This is a genomic window from Paenibacillus sp. JNU01 (assembly GCF_059130585.1).
This window is the reverse complement of sequence record NZ_CP169723.1, coordinates 4,704,223-4,721,295: the sequence shown is the minus strand read 5'-3', so window position 1 is coordinate 4,721,295 and position 17,073 is coordinate 4,704,223. Positions and strand designations below refer to the sequence as shown.

The following is a 17,073-nucleotide window of genomic DNA, read 5'->3' as shown; positions in this document are numbered from 1 at the left end:
TCTTACGATTGCTGCTCCAATGCGAGCAATTGCTCCTTGGTTTGCAGACCGCCTACATAACCCACCAGGGTTCCGTCTTTACCGCTGATGCGGTGACAGGGAATAATAATCGGAATCGGATTTTTGCTAATGGCGTCCAGAACTGCACGAACAGCCTTGGGTCTGCCGATCTTTTCCGCAACCTGTTGGTGTGATGAGGCCTCTCCATAAGATATATCGGACAGAACTTGCCATACTTGTAGCTGGAATGGTGTTCCAAGCTGATCAAGCTGCAAGTCGAACGTTTTTCTCTCCCCTGCAAAATACTGCTGTACCTGCTTTGCAGCTTCGCTGAGCATCTCTTCATTCTTCTCATATCGATACTCGCCAATCCAGGTACGGGCCCATTGTTGCAGATGAGCCTCACGTACGTGAAATGCGCCAAAATCAATGTGACACAGTCCTTCATCCGTCGCGCATAACGTAAGTGTACCAATCGGTGTCAGTACCTCATCGTAGTATACGGGCTTGCCATGAAGACCCGTAACTGCAGAAGGTCTCCACGCTGCGGCTTCTGGTTTGGCAGGCTGTGCAGGCTGCTCACTACCCGGTTCATTCCCCGCTTCCATTTTCAAATCCTGTTGTAACGCCTGTAATGCATTGCGCTCTTTCTGTTGCTCTGGCTGCTTCTCACTCACTTGTCCAGCCTCTGGCTGTTTGGGTAAGGTCTCGGACGAACTCAGTCGCTCCTCGGCCTTCTGCAGCATGCTTAGTACGTTCCCATCTTGTTCGTTAGCGGCAGCTTCCCCAATTGCTCTCATGGCGTCTTCTCCTCCAATTCTGCTTAACGCCCAGGCTGCGGTTCCCCGCAACTCGGGGCGCGGATCACGTTTTAATACTTCTGTAAGTTTGGGTACAGCACTTTTGTCTTTGAAATTGCCCAGGGCAATAACGGCATTGCGTTGAATTGGCTTCTTGCCCCGCCAAGCGGCAGAACTCTGACCGAAACGTTCCTTAAATTCCCGATTACCGATATCCAGTAACGGCAGCAGGAGTGGCTTCACAATCTCCGGATCGGGGTGAAACTCGGGATGGTGATCCCAGTTCTTGCCCCGGTTCTTCGGACAGACAATCTGACATGTGTCACAACCGTACAGACGGTTGCCTATTTTCAGCATAAATTCTTCATCCACGAACCCTTTCGTCTGGGTTACAAAAGAAATACAACGCTGTGAATTCAACTGCCCCGGCCCAACCAATGCGCCTGTCGGACAAGCATCAATACATTTCGTACATTCACCACAGTCTTCGGTCACAGGAGTGTCCGGTTGAAAGGGAATATTCGTTACCAGTTCCCCGAGAAAAATCCATGAACCGAATTTGGGTGATATAATGGCACAGTTCTTGGCGCTAAAACCAATCCCCGCACGCTGGGACACCGCACGATCCACCAGTGCTCCTGTGTCTACCATGCTTTCGATCATGGCTTCAGGTACACGTTCACGTATAAAGTTTACCAACTTGTCCATCGCTGTACGCAGCACCTGATGATAGTCCTGACCCCAAGCTGAACGGGCAAAAATGCCGCGATACGCACCAGGCTCCGATTTCGGTGGATTCACCATCTTGGACTGATACGCTACTGCTATCGCAATAAGAGACGCCGGTTCGCCCTCCTTTAAGGAAGGGTGTACCCTTTTTTCAATATCTGGTTCTTCAAAACCTGAAGCATATCCCTTATCCCGCGACTGCTCCAACAGCGACTTCAGGGAAACAAAGGGATCCGCCGAGGCAAATCCGATATCATCAATGCCCAGTCCGGGGCCAGCTGCCTTGATCTCCTGTTTTAACTTCTCCCATACGGAGGCTTCCTGTGCTGCCCCGGTCTGTACGCTCGTCATTTCTCTTCCCTCTCTTCTTCCGACACGTATTCCGTAAATAGTGAACGCCCGCCTCACGGTAAGAGGACAGGCGTTAATTTCTATATATGCCTTGCTTACTTGCATTCAAAACGGATCGAGTCTATATGGTTTAACGCAATATGCAGTCTGAAGTTGTTGTCCTGTCATAATTTTACAATTTCTTCAATTCAGAAAACGGCCAGAAAATAAATTCAGCCTTGCCCACAATCTGGTCAGATGTAATACTGCCAAACACTCGGCTATCCTTACTTTTGCCTTCATGACGATTATCTCCCATCACGAAGAAATGATCCGGCTCCAGTGTGATTGGGCCAAAATCGGGATCTTGCACCTCGATATCGGTGTATGTTTCCGCTTGACGCTCGCCGTTCACATACAGATGGTGATCCCTGACTTCAATGGTATCTCCCGGAAGTCCTACGATCCGTTTTACCAGAAAATCCTTCTTCTCCACACCTTCACTTGGATCACGAAGTACAATTACATCGGATCGGGAAGGTGTATCCAGATGATATACAATTTTGTTGACGAAAAGACGATCTCGCTCAACCAATGTCGGCTGCATGGACTGTCCCTTGACCATCGACAGATTAAACACAAACAGGTTCAGCAGCATCATGATGACAAAAGCAACAACAATCGTTTTGACCCAGTCCCACAGCTCGACCACCCAGGATTTCTCCGGTTGTTCAGGCTTTGGCGGTTGATTACGTTCCTCGGAAGCCATATGTTCCATTGAATGATGATTGGAATTCAAAGGGACACCTCATTTATTAATTAGTTGAATTAAGCTTGCACAATGATGATCATACTCCCCTTCAGTCTACTTCATTTGGAAGAGTGAAACAATTGGTTATGAGCACCAATACCTTGGATATCATGTGTATAGCCTGGTTAGGCGCAGTGGTCTAATTGAATGGGAGACACCGAAGCGTGTTCAGAGAATGAGAAAATCAGAGGAATATTACGTAAAAGTCCTTCATACAAATAGAAAGGCACATCTCTCACGTTCTTACACGTTAAAGAGATATGCCTAATATGAAATGAACATCTTTTTTATTTCTTTTTAAACATGCAAACTAAGCTTTAGACAAAATACTAAGATTCTGGAAAGCGCTCATAATCTGATTGGCACCGTAACCCATAGCTTCATATAGAGGCATGGCTACTTTGTTGTGCTCATCACCCGCCACCCATACCTGGCTGACTTTACGCTGCTGGAACCTTTGTTCCATAGCCTCGACAAGTGTTTTGCCGACTCCACGGCGACGATAGTCTGGATGTACCGCAATACGGTAGATGCAACCCTGGTTTTGATCAATCGTACCGATCAAAGCGCCGACGAGGTCTCCCTCTTCTTCCGCAACCATGATCAGGTCAGAATCCCATGACAATTGACGGGCAAACGGGCCCATCGTGTTCTCATAACACTCTTCCGATAGCGCAACCTGGAGAAGCTCCGTCATCTGGCTTGCATCACTCAACTGAAAGGAACGAACGTGCATGTCTTAAATCTCCCTTTTCGTTAGCTTAGATGAGGTTTTTTACAAAAAGGAGTTCCCTTTTACCAAAAACCCAATGTTCATATAATGACAAAAAACGAGAAAATACCGCTTCTTCGTCAATTAAACCATACTTTACTCCATAAAACACGCATTTTCTTTTGAAAGCGCTTAATTGTAACCGTTTACAATACGATTATTCAAGTTTTTGCTTTTTTGTCTATTAAAATCACATAAATATATTCATAAAGGGTAAAATATGTTTGTTATCTCTGGCCCATGATTAAATCAACGCTTCGGGGGACTTAATAAACAAAAATGTTGCTTAATTAGCCCGAATGCGGTTTAATATTAGTGGCAAGGGTATTATTACATATGTACCTGATTTAAAAAAAACCTAAAATCTCAGGAGGTATTTCATTATGGCTTTTCAATTACCGGCACTTCCTTACGCTAACGACGCATTGGAACCACATATCGATGCACAAACGATGGAAATTCACCACGATCGCCATCACAATACTTATGTAACGAACTTGAACGCAGCTCTGGAAAGCGCTCCTGAACTGCAAGAAAAAAGCTTGGAAGATCTGATTGCTAACCTTGACAGCGTACCTGAAGGCATCCGCACAGCGGTTCGCAACAATGGTGGTGGACATGCTAACCACAGCTTGTTCTGGGAAATCATCGGACCTAACGGCGGCGGCGCTCCTACAGGCGATATCGCTGCAGCAATTGATAGCGAACTGGGTGGCTTTGATAAATTCAAAGAAGATTTCGCTAAAGCAGCTACAACTCGCTTCGGTTCCGGCTGGGCTTGGCTCGTAGTTGGCAAAGATGGCAAGTTGTCCATCACTAGCACACCTAACCAAGACAGCCCTCTCTTCGAAGGTCTGACTCCGGTTCTGGGTCTGGATGTATGGGAGCACGCTTACTACCTGAAATATCAAAACAAACGTCCTGATTACATCGGTGCTTTCTGGAATGTAATCAACTGGGATGAAGTTAACAAGCGTTACGCTTCTGCAAAATAAGACTGTTCGCATGCAACAGTTAACATAAAAGAGAGCCTGATTCGGTCATCGTGACCGTGATCAGGCTCTCTTTTTGTTATCGCAATCGGTATAGTTATAGTTAATGGATATCTTTTCTAACGAACCACAGACACGCTATTGCTCCATATTTCATCGTATCGTGAACCTAACGAATCTCAGCATAACTATTCCCCAAAATAAGGGCGTTGATTCGCACTTTTAGGTTAATTTAGCTAAGATAACGTCACTCAGATTCGTTAGCTCCCCCATTTAATCATTCACTTGATCATACGCACCGGCAAAATAACTGCTGATCAGCTTCAGAAATATATTCGGAAATGCCATCTTGTCCATATCTTCCGGTCCGATCCAGCGGTAGGTCAAGCCATCGCCTTTCCCTGTCAGTGTCGGAGTGTTCAGCGCCAGTTCACTAACATCAGATGGGGACATTAACTTCTCTCCATCGTTAAGCGATGTTGAGATAATGTTCTGCGAATCAGGCGTGCCTGGCTCCGATGAATGCGTTGTGGCTGACTCAGGTGACACAGCAGAAGATGAGGCTGTGCCCTCCTTCGTTGCCGCCTGTGCGTCGTAGGCGGCTCTGGCTTCCGCTGCGATTAGCGGAAGCTCACTGCTCTGGTCCTGCTCGGTGCACTTGTACACCTGCAGGCTCCAGACAATGTGGCTGAACACATGCTCCGTATGGGTAGCCAGCCCTTCCGGGCGGGCAGCGAAGCCTTCCGCCCACAGACTGCCGGCCAGCAAGGCCATGGCCGGCTCATCCGCCAGCGGCGCCGCCTTCTTGCTGGCTGCGGCGGGCGCCGCGAGCACATGCGGTAGCTCCCACATCCGGGCCAGCAGGCCCGTGTCTGGGCGCTGGCGCACAAGCACTTGGCCGCGGTGATCGCCGCGGCCCTCCACAATCGCGACCAGCCGCTGCTCAGGCCGCGGCGGCTTCGCCTTGGTCTTGACCGGCAGCGTAAGCTCTCTTCCGGCAATGCGGCCGGAACATTGCTCCATGACCGGGCAAGTCAGGCAGTGCGGCGCTTTGGGCGTGCACACCAGCGCGCCAAGTTCCATCAGCGCCTGATTGAAATCACGCGCTCGCCCTTCCGGAATGAGCTCTCCTGCGAGCTCTTCCATCAACACCCGAGTGCTGCCCTTCATAATGTCCTCATCGATGAGGAAGTATCGGGACAGGACCCGCATAACATTGCCATCTACCGCAGGCTGCGGCTGGTTGAAGGCAATGCTGAGAATGGCCCCGGCCGTATAGGGGCCAACCCCTTTTAATGCGAAGACAGCCTGCTTGTCCTGAGGCATCTCGCCTCCGTGCAGCTCCATGACTTGTCTCGCAGCCGCCTGAAGATTACGTGCACGGGAGTAATAGCCGAGTCCCTCCCAATTTTTCAGAACATCCTCCTCGGGTGCTTCCGCAAGTGCCTGCACGGTTGGAAAATTCCCGATAAAACGATTGAAATACGGAATGACCGTATCGACCCGTGTCTGCTGAAGCATAATCTCTGATACCCACGTAAAATACGGATTGTTGTGGCGACGCCACGGCAAATCCCGTCGGTTGATCATATACCAGTCCAGCAAATTCACGCTGAAGTGTTGTTTCTGTTCCTGTAAACCCATATTTCCGTCCTCTCCTATTGCCAAGCTAGCTACTTTTCCATCTGTTCTACAATCGCAAAGGCCGCTGCCAATTCCGTCTGATGCGTAATGCTCAAATGTATGTCATATTGTTTGTCGTATGGCAGTTGCAGGCGTTCCCAGGCCTGACTGGACAGCGAGGCCACCGGACGTCCTGTCCCATCAGGCAGCACTTCGATGTCAGTAAAGCCCATAATGCCACCAATACCGCACCCAAATGCCTTGGACACCGCTTCTTTCGCTGCAAATCGACCGGATACAAACTCCGTCATCCGCTTCCCCCGATGGAACGCAATCTCCCGCTCTGCTGGCGTTAATATTCGTTTCAAAAAAGCTTCCGCATGGCGACCGGACAGCAGCTTCCGCATACGTCCAATCTCCAGCACATCATTGCCAATGCCATATATCATCAACGCTTCACCCGCTTAATCTTTTATACTGTAAGAGGTTGTTCAAAAGTCCCACCTTCTCGGTACTGAAAACCGTTCTTTTTGAACATGCATTGTAAAATATCCCCATTCAATCACATGATCCGTAACTCTCCGAACACGTATTCTATTGTAGCAGGAGGGGCGTCCAGAAGCGAGTACCTATCGGCATTACCATATATGCTAAAATATAAATCAGGAATCGTCTGAAATTCTGAGGAGGTCTGAATTATGCCCATCACTTTTGAATTGCCCACTGACGTAGATGCTATCATTCGCGGCGACTTTTTCCCTGCACAACACCCCGCTCAGGGCGTCATCATTCTGTCTCACGGATACAAAGGCTTCAAAGACTGGGGCATGTTCCCTTACGCAGCTTCACAGCTAAGCCAGACGCATCATGTATTGACCTTTAATTTCTCTCACAACGGTATCGGTGAATATCCGGAGCAATTCTCAGAACTGGAAAAGTTCGCAGTCAATACCTACAGCCGGGAGCTTGCCGATCTGGCCCTGGTACTGGAGCATGTAGCTACACAACCTGAATTCACCGGACTTCCTGTGTACCTAGTTGGTCATAGTCGCGGTGCGGGCGTAAGCCTCGTCTATGCACTGGATCATCCCGAACAGGTGGCAGGTGTCATCTCCTGGAATGGCGTAACCAATCTGGATCTCTTCACAGCGGAGCAAAAAGAAGCAATGCGTACGCAGGGCCGCAGCCATGTCGTTAACGGACGTACAGGTCAGCAGATGCCACTGGACGTGTCTATACTGGAAGACCTGGACAAGCACAGCGAACGTTACGCTATTATTGACCGCCTGTCTTCTTCACCTTTGCGAGTCGCACTCATTCAGGGAACGGAAGATCCGCAGCGTCTTCGGGAGGGTTCTGCTGCACTTGTTCAAGCCCGTCCTGATATCCCATGGCACCAGATTAATGAGGGAAACCATACCTTCAATACTGTTCATCCATTTAAAGAAACAACTCCGCAACTGGAACAAGTCATCACCCAGACCCTGCAACAGATCAAAGACTGGAGTAGCTAACTCTTCTTTAATATTGTAGTCACCTGGATTTTTGCAGTTTCTCGTTCCACATAAAAAAAGAGTCACTGTGTGAGCAGTGACTCTTTTGCATTCCCTAAGAGGGAATGTATTTCAATATTGGTGTTAACAGCTTATAACAAGCTTGCTCATCCATCCGTATTAGATACCCGGAATGGCATTGCGTTTGTGATGTGTACGCGTATAGAACGCTTCGAGGCGCTCTTGGGCAGCCGGATCGATCTGTTTTCCTTCGAGATAATCACTGTTCGCTTCATACGAAATTCCCAGCTCATCTTCGTCCGTCTGACCTTCCCATAGCCCTGCAGATGGTGCCTTGTCCAAAATAGCCTGTGGCACTTTCAAATATGCTGCCAGCTGGCGTACCTGACGTTTGTTCAGCGTGCTCAGTGGTGTGATATCGACAGCACCATCGCCCCATTTGGTATAGAAGCCCGTGATGGCTTCGGACGCATGATCCGTACCTACAACGAGCAAGTTTTCTTCAAACGAAAGCGCATATTGCATCACCATACGAGTTCTCGCCTTAACGTTACCTTTGCCTTGGTGAGTCATATGGCGTGGGCTGCCCAAGGATTTGAATCCTTGCTCCACTTCCAGTGCAATCTCGTTCACCGCATCTTCAATATTCGTTTCCACAACATGCTTCAGATCGTATGCTTTCGCTACAGCGTAGCTGTGGTCGATATCGGATTGTTCACCATAAGGTTGGAACACACCCAGCGTTTTGTACTCTTGTTTATTCTCTTCCGTAAGCTCGTCCGTCGCATTTTTGCAAAGCGCCGTTGCCACTGCACTGTCAATACCGCCGCTGATCGCAATCAGCAAACCCTTGGCACCCGCATTTTTAACATACGTCTTCAGAAAATCAACACGCTTGCGTACTTCCTCTTCTTCATTAATGCTTGGTTTAACCTTCAATTCAGCGATGATCTGTTGTTGCAAACTCATCGTTCACACACCCCGTTTCTAAATTAATGAAATTTGATGTCCATCTTGAAAGGTCCGAATGGTTCAATAACCTTATCTATCCAAAATGAAACGCCCCGGCATCGGTGATCCGAAGGGCGGGGCGTTCTATGGAGCGAATTAACGGCAATAACGTTCAAATGCATTTGTCAGATCAGCCGCAATTTCCTCTGCAGAACGGTCTTCCACTTGATGACGCTCGATAAAGTGAACGAGTTCTCCGTCTTTCATCAGAGCGATGGACGGTGAAGATGGAGGATACGGTGCAAAGAATTCACGTGCTTTTGCAGTTGCTTCCTTGTCCTGACCAGCAAATACAGTGTACAGGTGATCCGGTGTAATATCGTGTTGAAGTGCTTGGGACACCCCTGGACGGCATTGACCTGCGGCACATCCGCAGACAGAGTTAATGACAACCAGTGCTGTTCCTTTTGCATCTGGAAGACTTGCTTCCACTTCTTCAGGAGTACGCAACTCCTGGATTCCTAGACGAGTTAACTCATCCCGCATGGGTTGAACCATATCTTTCATGTATTGATCAAATGACATTGACATTCGGTTTCACTCCTTATAAATGGTTGTTCTATGATCTCGATCGAATTAAAGGCGAATAACTCTCCAAAACAACGTTACATTCATATCGAACATTATGGATGTAATGAGGTGCTATTCCTATTATACATCCATAAGCAATGAAAGCAAGATTCAGAAACCGCCTGCGGAAAGGCTTCTTCTATAATATTATGTCTCATTGTCTGGCAAAATATGCTGAATGACTAACGTTCAAATGCCACTTTGAACGTGGTACCCTGACCTTCCTCCGATTCCACAGTAATGGTTCCATTATGTCGTTCCACAATACTCAGGCACATCGACAATCCAAGTCCGGTTCCCTTGGCTTTTGTCGTGTAAAAAGGTTCAAACAGCTTTTCCTTCTTCACCCGGGGTATACCCGGTCCTGTGTCACGTACACACAGTTCCACCTTATCATCCACGATCCGCGTTTCCAGCGTAAGCACACCCTTCTCATTCATGGCTTCCATCCCGTTACGGGCCAGGTTCAATACCACCTGTTTGATTTCCTTTGAATTGAGATGCAACTTCGGCACATTATGGGCGAGCATGAGTTCAATACTCTGACCACGCAGGTTCGCATCCGCCCATAACAATGGACTGAGTTCATGGATGATATCGTGCAGCTGGGATTCCTCTTTCTCGGCAATACGATTCTGAGCCAGAGACAAAAAATCATTAATGATACTGTTGGCCCGATCCAGCTCTTCCAGAACGATCCGGTAATAGTGATCCAGGGAGTCCGGACTCTTTTCCTGCATCAGTTGAAGAAAGCCCCGCACAACTGCCATGGGATTACGCACCTCATGCGTAATGCTTGCAGCCATCTGCCCTACCAGACTGAGACGATCCACATTATCGAGTTCACTTCGCAGCATCTCAAGCTCCGTGATATCCTGAATGATCAGCATGGCTCCTGTTACTTCTCTCGCAGACTCTGTTGAAAAGGCATAGATCGGAACGGTTCGGGATTGCAAGACGTTTGCACCGTAACGAACGGTCAATCCACTAATCTCACCATGAACGACGGCTCTGCGAATGCTTTTATCCATCTTGTCCGCCTGACCTTGTTCAACAAATTGAGTGGCAGGCTGTCCAATGAGATCAGGGGTGGAGGTACAGGGAAGCTGTTCTCTTGCCATTTGCTTCATCATCTCATTGACAAACATCACTGTGCCTTGTTTATCTACGGTGGCAATGGAGAGCGGCACTGCGTTCAGAATCTGATGAAGTTTCTCCGATTCGTCTATGTATCGGTTGTGTACTTCCGAGAGATGCTGCTCCAGTCCGCGATAGTGCTTCATCCGTTCCAGCCATAGCAGACTCAGAATGCCCGCAACAATGGCTCCTGCGGTATATCCAAGAGCTGTAAGTATCAGGTAGGTTGCAGAGTACGTGGATTCATTCTGGAGGGATGCGATCCATAACAGACTCGTTACAACCAGTTCCATTGTAATTAGGATAATGAGGATCGTCATTTTGCGTGAAGGTGTATTATGCTTGAATCGTTTGGCAGACAACCATACAATAGGATAGAGAAGAATGCCCGTATGAAGGAGAAATCCGTACAGATCATAGGGATGCGCAAACAGAAAATAGAAGAGAATATGTAGAATGGACAGCGTTACGCCTATAGCGGTTTTACAATACAAAATAACAAGTATCACAGGTACAATACTTAATGATATGGGTACAGCTACCGGGCTTGCATAGAGTGCAAATAGCTGACACAATAGCATGCTCAGGGCACTTGTCACAGCAAAACTGGTATAAACGGTTCCGGCATGATCCATTTTGGCAATAGCCCGCTTGGAAAGTACCAGACGGAATAAGGGAATCAGAAATACCGCCGTCCCTGCCAGCAGTACTTGTAAAAGCATGTCCTTTAACGCAACCACAATGCCATCTCCTCCTCTGCCTGCACATTCCCTCATGTATTTCTGATTAAAACATAGGCGACAGTATATTACAATATATCCCTTAAGACTGCACAATAGAACTGCCTCAACTCCATTATATTTCAGAAAAAGCCAGGAGTAGACACAGTTTACGTAAAACAGACAAAATCAATGAAAAAAGAGGGTAATAACATATGTATGATGTCATTGTAATTGGTGGCGGATCCGCGGGCCTGATGGCTTGCGTTGCAGCTGCCGAGCATGGAGCATCCGTGCTTCTGCTGGATAAAGGAGATCAACTGGGTCGTAAACTCGGCATCTCTGGCGGAGGTCGATGCAATGTAACCAATGCCAAGGAAACGGATGAACTCATCCGACACATTCCGGGTAATGGACGCTTTTTATATAGTTCATTTCAGAATCTGGACAACCAGGGAATCATGCGTTTCTTCGAGAATCTCGGAATCGCCCTGAAAGAAGAAGACAACGGCAGAATGTTCCCAGTAACCGATAAAGCAAAAACAGTTGTGGATGCGCTGGTAGGCAAAATTGTCTCCCTCGGCGTTGAGATTCGTACCAAAGAACCGGTGAAGGAACTCATTCAGAACGGTCAGCAAGTACAGGGTGTTAAATTGATGTCCGGCAAAACGATCCTTGGACGTTCTGTCATTATCGCTACTGGTGGCAAATCCGTACCTCAAACCGGATCAACCGGAGACGGTTACCCCTGGGCTGAGGCTGCGGGTCACACGATTACGGAGTTGTATCCAACCGAAGTGCCTATTGTATCTGGGGAGAGTTGGATTCAATCCAAAGAACTGCAAGGTTTGTCATTGAGGGATATCGGCTTATCTGTATTGGACGCCAAAGGAAAAACCGTCATCTCCCATCGCGGGGATATGATCTTCACGCATTTTGGAGTGTCTGGACCGGTTGCATTGCGTTGTAGCCAATTTATCCGCAAAGTTCAGATGAAGTCTGGAAACCCGCAGGTCATCATGAGCATTGATCTGTTCCCAGAGCTATCCGCAGGTGCATTGGAAGCACAGGTTCAACAGGTATTGGAACAAGAGTCCCGCAAGGCTGTCAAAAACATACTGAAAACATGGGTTCCAGAGCGCATGATTCCATTAATGATGAAACGGGCAGAGATCAGTGATGACCTTACGTTCCACCATTTCCCCAAAGGCATGTTAAGCAACTTATGTGGGTTAATGAAAGCTTTTACCTTCCGTGCAGACGGAACGAGATCACTCAAAGAAGCCTTCGTCACTGGGGGAGGAATTCACTTAAAGGAAATATACCCAAAAACAATGGAATCCAAGCTGCTGCCTGGACTATTCTTTTGCGGTGAAGTGCTGGATATTCACGGCTACACCGGCGGATATAATATCACTGCTGCTTTCTCCACCGGATATACGGCTGGCATGCATGCGGCTGAATATAAGCACGCTACATTATAGTAGAGGTTGTTCAAAAAAGTCCGCTTTTGATTACAACTCATGCCTACTGGCATCATCAGCGATGAATTGCTTCAGATGTCAAAAACCCCGATATCCACTGTCTGTGGAGTATCGGGGTTTTTGGGCATTATTTCATTTTAGTAAGACGGAACGAACCACTCTTAGCTTGTGATCTTTCCCTTCTATGCCTTGACACTGCCTGAGAATCCATCAGCCGAATCATCGTATGTCGGGTCCTCGCTATAGTTATGTCTGCCCTGCTCCGTCTGGCTTCTCTGGTTTCCGCTCGCATACCCCTCATTCCAGTCCTCATTCACGAGATGAGCCGGAATTGATATGTTCTGAAACTGATCCAGTTCTTCCGTCTGCGAGGCAAATACGGCACTTCCCCCATGAGATTGTACAATCTCTACAGCAGACTGAGGATCTTGGCGATCTGTGGGGATATACAATTCCAGCGGGCCGGACTGATATGGCTTATATCCCAATTCCTCCAAGGTTGCCTTGGCGGCATTCAACGCTGAACCGTCTGAGAAATGCACCTGTAGTTCGCTATTATCCATCATCATTATCTCTTCCTCCTTGCTACAGCTAATCTCTCATCACCCATAGATGAGATTCTTCTTCTATAGCATGGTCAGTTATAGCGCGTGATATGCTCTAACTTAGTAAGGAATTCCTTTAGGCACGTGTAAGCCGAACCCATCCGGCAATAGATAATACACAAAGTCCGAAGGCCACCGCCCCTGCAGCTGTCAGAATACCCACGATCCAGCCGAGCCAGGCCAATCCCAGCGTGAATCCCATCAGAATACCAATCGGAACGAACAACATTCGAACCATCATAGAACCTGCACGATGCAGGGCCTCCGAGTCATACGTTATAAGCTGAACATAGTCCGACGTTGCAAAAACATCCCAGGAACGATAAAACATCACCGTCAACATGATGATTAATAACGCACACACGATGACATTGACCGGAAAAGGGGGTAATGCAACTGCTGCAATGGATAGTCCGCCAAGCTGCAAATACAATTTCATCGTGGCCGAGTTCCGAAAAAACGCCTTGAACGCAATCTCTGCTGTCCGATTCGCGATGGAACGATTGCGTAACAATTTACGTGGTTTGCGGAAGATTATGGACCGTGTTCGTGGAGCTTTCGGCTTGCTCACCGCCCGACTTAACATTAGAGCTGTAAGCTTCAGCCTGCTCCGCAGATCCTCCCGTACATCCCCTTCAAACGTTCCCTTCATTAACAGCCTTATCTGTCCAACGGTAATCAGAAGAAGCATGATAAGCACGATGCCAAAGATAATCTTCCACGTCTGTCCATGCATCCATGATGTCGCATGGATGGTCATATAACCTATGCCAATCACGAGAGGGACCATCCGAATCCAGCGTCGCCAACCCGTATATCGAACCTTCGTGATATGTAGTGTTATGGCTTGAAATGAAGCTACTGCGCCGAACCAGACAGCCATAAGTGCAATCTGGAGATTAGACATCTCATAGACACGGGACCACAGAGGAGCAGTTAGTGCTGTAACCAAGATCATCTTGCCCAGATGTTGCAGACAGGACCGGTAGAGCCCTTGCCTCATTAGGGTGCGCATCCACAACGACCTTGATTTCAAAAACAATACATCCGCTTCCTCCACAAATATCAGCACACCCCCGGTAAGCATGACCAAGTCAATTAGCCCGGTCAGTACGGGAAGTGGTAATCCTGTTGCCCATGCAGGCAGCATTTTGGTCCATAAACTCATGTACCACCCAATCAGATAGAGCAGACCCGGAACAAGCAGGTATACCCACACCGTCCAATCCACGACGAGTCTGAGGTTTTTCATCTGCTCCCTGAAATGCTCTTTGCGTCTTCGCTTGTATAAACGAAGTGGTGTATAACGCCGGGAAGTTTCCATTCTCTCTCACCCCTCTCTATCTAAGTCGTCAGTATATCAAAACAGTCGAACAAAGAGGCTCCCGGTAGTCCTGCCACTTCACGGATCTCATCCAATGTACCCTCGGCAGCAGATCTGCCAGAAGCAATCAGAATAAATCGGTCGCAGATTCGTTCAGCGGTATCCAGCACATGCGTAGACATGAGCACACCCGCACCACGGCGGCGTTCATCATCAAGTAATTTCAGAAAATCCTTGGTTGCACGGGGGTCCAATCCGATGAACGGCTCGTCCACGATATAGATATCCGGCGAAGACAGAAAACCGATCATCAGCATCATTTTCTGCCGCATGCCCTTCGAAAAGCTGGCTGGAAGATCATTCCGAACGTGGTCCATGCCGAAGCGAACCAACAACTCCTCCGCTCTGGACACAAAGACCTCTTCTTCCATTTCATACGCTGCTGCGGCCAGATCAAGATGTTCCCATAGGGTCATATATTCGTAAAAAACCGGTTGCTCCGGGATATAGGCATAGCGACCATCTCCCCCAATCGTCACTTCATAGTGTGCATGTTCCAGCAGACCAAGCAGTGTTTTGATCGTGGTACTTTTGCCCGCACCATTTGGACCGATAATACCTACCAGCTCTCCTCGTGCCACATTCATTCGAATATTGCGAATGGTCGATTGTCCTGGCTCGTATCCTGCCTCTGTAATATGTACGTCCAATATGGACTCCTGTGTAACTGTACCTCCATGCTCTATCTTCATATCGAACACTCCTGTTCTGATTCGGGGCTTATTAGATCAACTCATTTTATTGTATACGAGTTGTGAGCTGTTTGTTTGATCATTTTGAGCGTTTTTATTTCGGCAAAAAAAGAAGCAGGGGTTCCGGAGCCCCTGCTTCTTCATATTACAGTGAAAATCTCATATTACCGATTTGTCTCCACCACAGATGTAGTTTCACTTTCTGCATCCGCATCTACGTTCAGACCCAGATCCAAGCTTCCACGACTTTCATTCGTAAAGTTACTGCTCGTGTTGCGATCACGATCGTTTACGCTGTTAGTGCGTTCAGTTTGAGTCATTGTTGCACTTTCACCTTCCGCTTTGGCGTTCAGACCCAGATCCAGTGCTCCACGACTTTCGTTCGTGAAGTTACTGCTTGCGTTACGCTCGCTGTCTTTCACGCTGTTGTTGCGTTCGGATTGAGCCATTGTTGCACTCTCACCTTCGGCTTTCGCGTTCAGACCCAGATCCAGTGCTCCACGACTTTCGTTCGTGAAGTTACTGCTTGCGTTACGCTCGCTGTCTTTCACGCTGTTGTTGCGTTCGGATTGAGCCGTTGTTGCACTCTCACCTTCGGCTTTCGCGTTCAGACCCAGATCCAGTGCTCCACGACTTTCGTTCGTGAAGTTACTGCTTGCGTTACGCTCGCTGTCTTTCACGCTGTTGTTGCGTTCAGTTTGAGCCATTGTTGCACTCTCACCTTCCGCTTTGGCGTTCAGACCCAAATCCAGCGCACCGCGGCTTTCATTCATGAAGTTACTGCTCGTGTTGCGATCACGGTCGTTCACGCTGTTGTTACGTTCAGATTGAGTCATTGTTGCACTCTCACCTTCCGCTTTGGCGTTCAGACCCAGATCCAAGCTTCCACGACTTTCATTCGCGAAGTTACTGCTCGTGTTGCGATCACGGTCATTCACGCTGTTGTTGCGTTCAGTTTGAGCCATTGTTGCACTCTCACCTTCCGCTTTGGCGTTCAGACCCAGATCCAAGCTTCCACGACTTTCATTCATGAAGTTACTGCTCGTGTTACGCTCACGGTCGTTCACGCTGTTGTTACGTTCAGTTTGAGTCATTGTTGCGCTCTCACCTTCCGCTTTGGCGTTCAGGCCCAGATCCAAGCTTCCACGGCTTTCATTCATGAAGTTACTGCTCGTGTTACGCTCACGGTCGTTCACGCTGTTGTTGCGTTCAGTTTGAGTCATTGTTGCGCTCTCACCTTCCGCTTTGGCGTTCAGACCCAGATCCAGCGCACCACGGCTTTCATTCATGAAATTACTGCTCGTGTTACGCTCACGGTCGTTCACGCTGTTATTGCGTTCAGTTTGAGTCATTGTTGCACTCTCACCTTCCGCATTAAGGTTCAGACCGAGACCCAGCGCTCCACGGCTTTCGCTCGTATAGCTGCTGTTTACGTTCCGACCATCGCCGCCTCGTGAATAATCGCTCATCGTTGTACCTTCTCCCGACACATTGGCATTCAAGCCAAGGCCTAGCTTGCCAGAACTGCTACGCTCAGCAGTGTGGTCGGAAGAATGATCATTGTATCGGTTCGTGCTCTCTGAGGATAAGCCGGCATTGAGTCCAAGATCCAAATTCAATGCTCCGCTTGCACTGGATGAACCTCCATAGCTACCATTGGTACCGTAACCTGTGTCCCGGTGTCCTGACAGAAGAGATCCCAGTTCCAGACGCAAACCTGCATTCAGATCCAGATTACCATTACTGTTATTGCTATAGCTATCTGCGTAAGTTGCCTGCGAAGCTCCCAGCAATCCAGCCACCAACGTACCCGACAATACCGACAATTTTACCCAACGATTCACTTTTTTCATGATTATATACACTCCTTCTCAATTTTGGTTGAATTAACGCCAATGTT

At 48.1% G+C, this 17,073-nt stretch carries 15 protein-coding genes; 3 read left to right on the top strand and 12 right to left on the bottom strand.

Going from position 1 to position 17,073, the window contains the following annotated elements; translation table 11 throughout:
* Positions 1-2: 2 nt before the first annotated feature.
* The 3 genes from queG to NLBNIHML_RS20650 all read right to left on the bottom strand — a co-directional run bounded on the left by queG (position 3) and on the right by NLBNIHML_RS20650 (position 3,406).
* Positions 3-1,880 (bottom strand): tRNA epoxyqueuosine(34) reductase QueG, encoded by a 1,878-nt coding sequence (gene queG / locus NLBNIHML_RS20660; RefSeq protein ID WP_494352631.1) that lies wholly within the window; start codon positions 1,878-1,880, stop codon positions 3-5.
* A gap of 172 nt (positions 1,881-2,052) precedes the next feature.
* A complete protein-coding gene (lepB, locus tag NLBNIHML_RS20655) occupies positions 2,053-2,637 on the bottom strand; it encodes a signal peptidase I (protein WP_445252807.1) in 585 nt (194 codons plus the stop codon).
* Between the two features lie 343 nt (positions 2,638-2,980).
* Positions 2,981-3,406, bottom strand: a complete 426-nt coding sequence (locus NLBNIHML_RS20650) for a GNAT family N-acetyltransferase (RefSeq protein ID WP_278297013.1) — start codon at positions 3,404-3,406, stop codon at positions 2,981-2,983.
* 419 nt (positions 3,407-3,825) lie between these two features.
* On the opposite strand from NLBNIHML_RS20650, the gene NLBNIHML_RS20645 reads away from it, so the two are divergent.
* On the top strand, positions 3,826-4,437 hold the full coding sequence (locus NLBNIHML_RS20645; protein ID WP_150364015.1) for a superoxide dismutase: 612 nt from the start codon (positions 3,826-3,828) through the stop codon (positions 4,435-4,437).
* Positions 4,438-4,707: 270 nt separating this feature from the next.
* Here the strand turns inward: NLBNIHML_RS20645 and mutY are convergent, their stop codons facing one another.
* Positions 4,708-6,078 carry an A/G-specific adenine glycosylase gene (mutY, locus tag NLBNIHML_RS20640; protein WP_494352630.1) on the bottom strand — a complete coding sequence of 457 codons (1,371 nt, stop codon included), beginning with the start codon at positions 6,076-6,078 and terminating at the stop codon, positions 4,708-4,710.
* A gap of 29 nt (positions 6,079-6,107) precedes the next feature.
* Positions 6,108-6,506, bottom strand: coding sequence for a holo-ACP synthase (gene acpS / locus NLBNIHML_RS20635; protein WP_339258692.1), 399 nt, complete (start codon positions 6,504-6,506; stop codon positions 6,108-6,110).
* A 249-nt stretch (positions 6,507-6,755) separates the two neighbouring features.
* Here acpS and NLBNIHML_RS20630 point away from each other — a divergent pair, with 249 nt between their 5' ends.
* Positions 6,756-7,571 (top strand): alpha/beta fold hydrolase, encoded by an 816-nt coding sequence (locus NLBNIHML_RS20630; RefSeq protein ID WP_494352629.1) that lies wholly within the window; start codon positions 6,756-6,758, stop codon positions 7,569-7,571.
* Between the two features lie 159 nt (positions 7,572-7,730).
* On the opposite strand, the gene nadE is transcribed toward NLBNIHML_RS20630, so the two are convergent.
* From nadE to NLBNIHML_RS20615, 3 genes are all read right to left on the bottom strand, one after another.
* A complete protein-coding gene (gene nadE, locus NLBNIHML_RS20625) occupies positions 7,731-8,540 on the bottom strand; it encodes an NAD(+) synthase (RefSeq protein WP_494352628.1) in 810 nt (269 codons plus the stop codon).
* Between the two features lie 138 nt (positions 8,541-8,678).
* Positions 8,679-9,113, bottom strand: a complete 435-nt coding sequence (locus NLBNIHML_RS20620) for a BrxA/BrxB family bacilliredoxin (protein ID WP_278297014.1) — start codon at positions 9,111-9,113, stop codon at positions 8,679-8,681.
* Positions 9,114-9,334: 221 nt separating this feature from the next.
* Positions 9,335-11,029, bottom strand: coding sequence for a two-component system sensor histidine kinase NtrB (locus tag NLBNIHML_RS20615; RefSeq protein ID WP_494352627.1), 1,695 nt, complete (start codon positions 11,027-11,029; stop codon positions 9,335-9,337).
* 194 nt (positions 11,030-11,223) lie between these two features.
* Here NLBNIHML_RS20615 and NLBNIHML_RS20610 point away from each other — a divergent pair, with 194 nt between their 5' ends.
* Complete coding sequence (locus NLBNIHML_RS20610) at positions 11,224-12,492, top strand: BaiN/RdsA family NAD(P)/FAD-dependent oxidoreductase (RefSeq protein ID WP_472474743.1); 1,269 nt, start codon at positions 11,224-11,226, stop codon at positions 12,490-12,492.
* A 182-nt stretch (positions 12,493-12,674) separates the two neighbouring features.
* Here the strand turns inward: NLBNIHML_RS20610 and NLBNIHML_RS20605 are convergent, their stop codons facing one another.
* The 4 genes from NLBNIHML_RS20605 to NLBNIHML_RS20590 all read right to left on the bottom strand — a co-directional run bounded on the left by NLBNIHML_RS20605 (position 12,675) and on the right by NLBNIHML_RS20590 (position 17,026).
* Entirely contained in the window at positions 12,675-13,061 is a 387-nt protein-coding gene (locus NLBNIHML_RS20605) for a hypothetical protein (protein WP_339258688.1), read from the bottom strand.
* A gap of 112 nt (positions 13,062-13,173) precedes the next feature.
* Positions 13,174-14,421: an ABC transporter permease gene (locus tag NLBNIHML_RS20600; protein WP_494352626.1), complete on the bottom strand. Its 1,248-nt coding sequence runs from the start codon at positions 14,419-14,421 to the stop codon at positions 13,174-13,176.
* 20 nt (positions 14,422-14,441) lie between these two features.
* Complete coding sequence (locus NLBNIHML_RS20595; protein WP_494352625.1) at positions 14,442-15,173, bottom strand: ABC transporter ATP-binding protein; 732 nt, start codon at positions 15,171-15,173, stop codon at positions 14,442-14,444.
* Positions 15,174-15,337: 164 nt separating this feature from the next.
* Positions 15,338-17,026: a hypothetical protein gene (locus NLBNIHML_RS20590; protein WP_494352624.1), complete on the bottom strand. Its 1,689-nt coding sequence runs from the start codon at positions 17,024-17,026 to the stop codon at positions 15,338-15,340.
* Positions 17,027-17,073 lie beyond the last annotated feature (47 nt).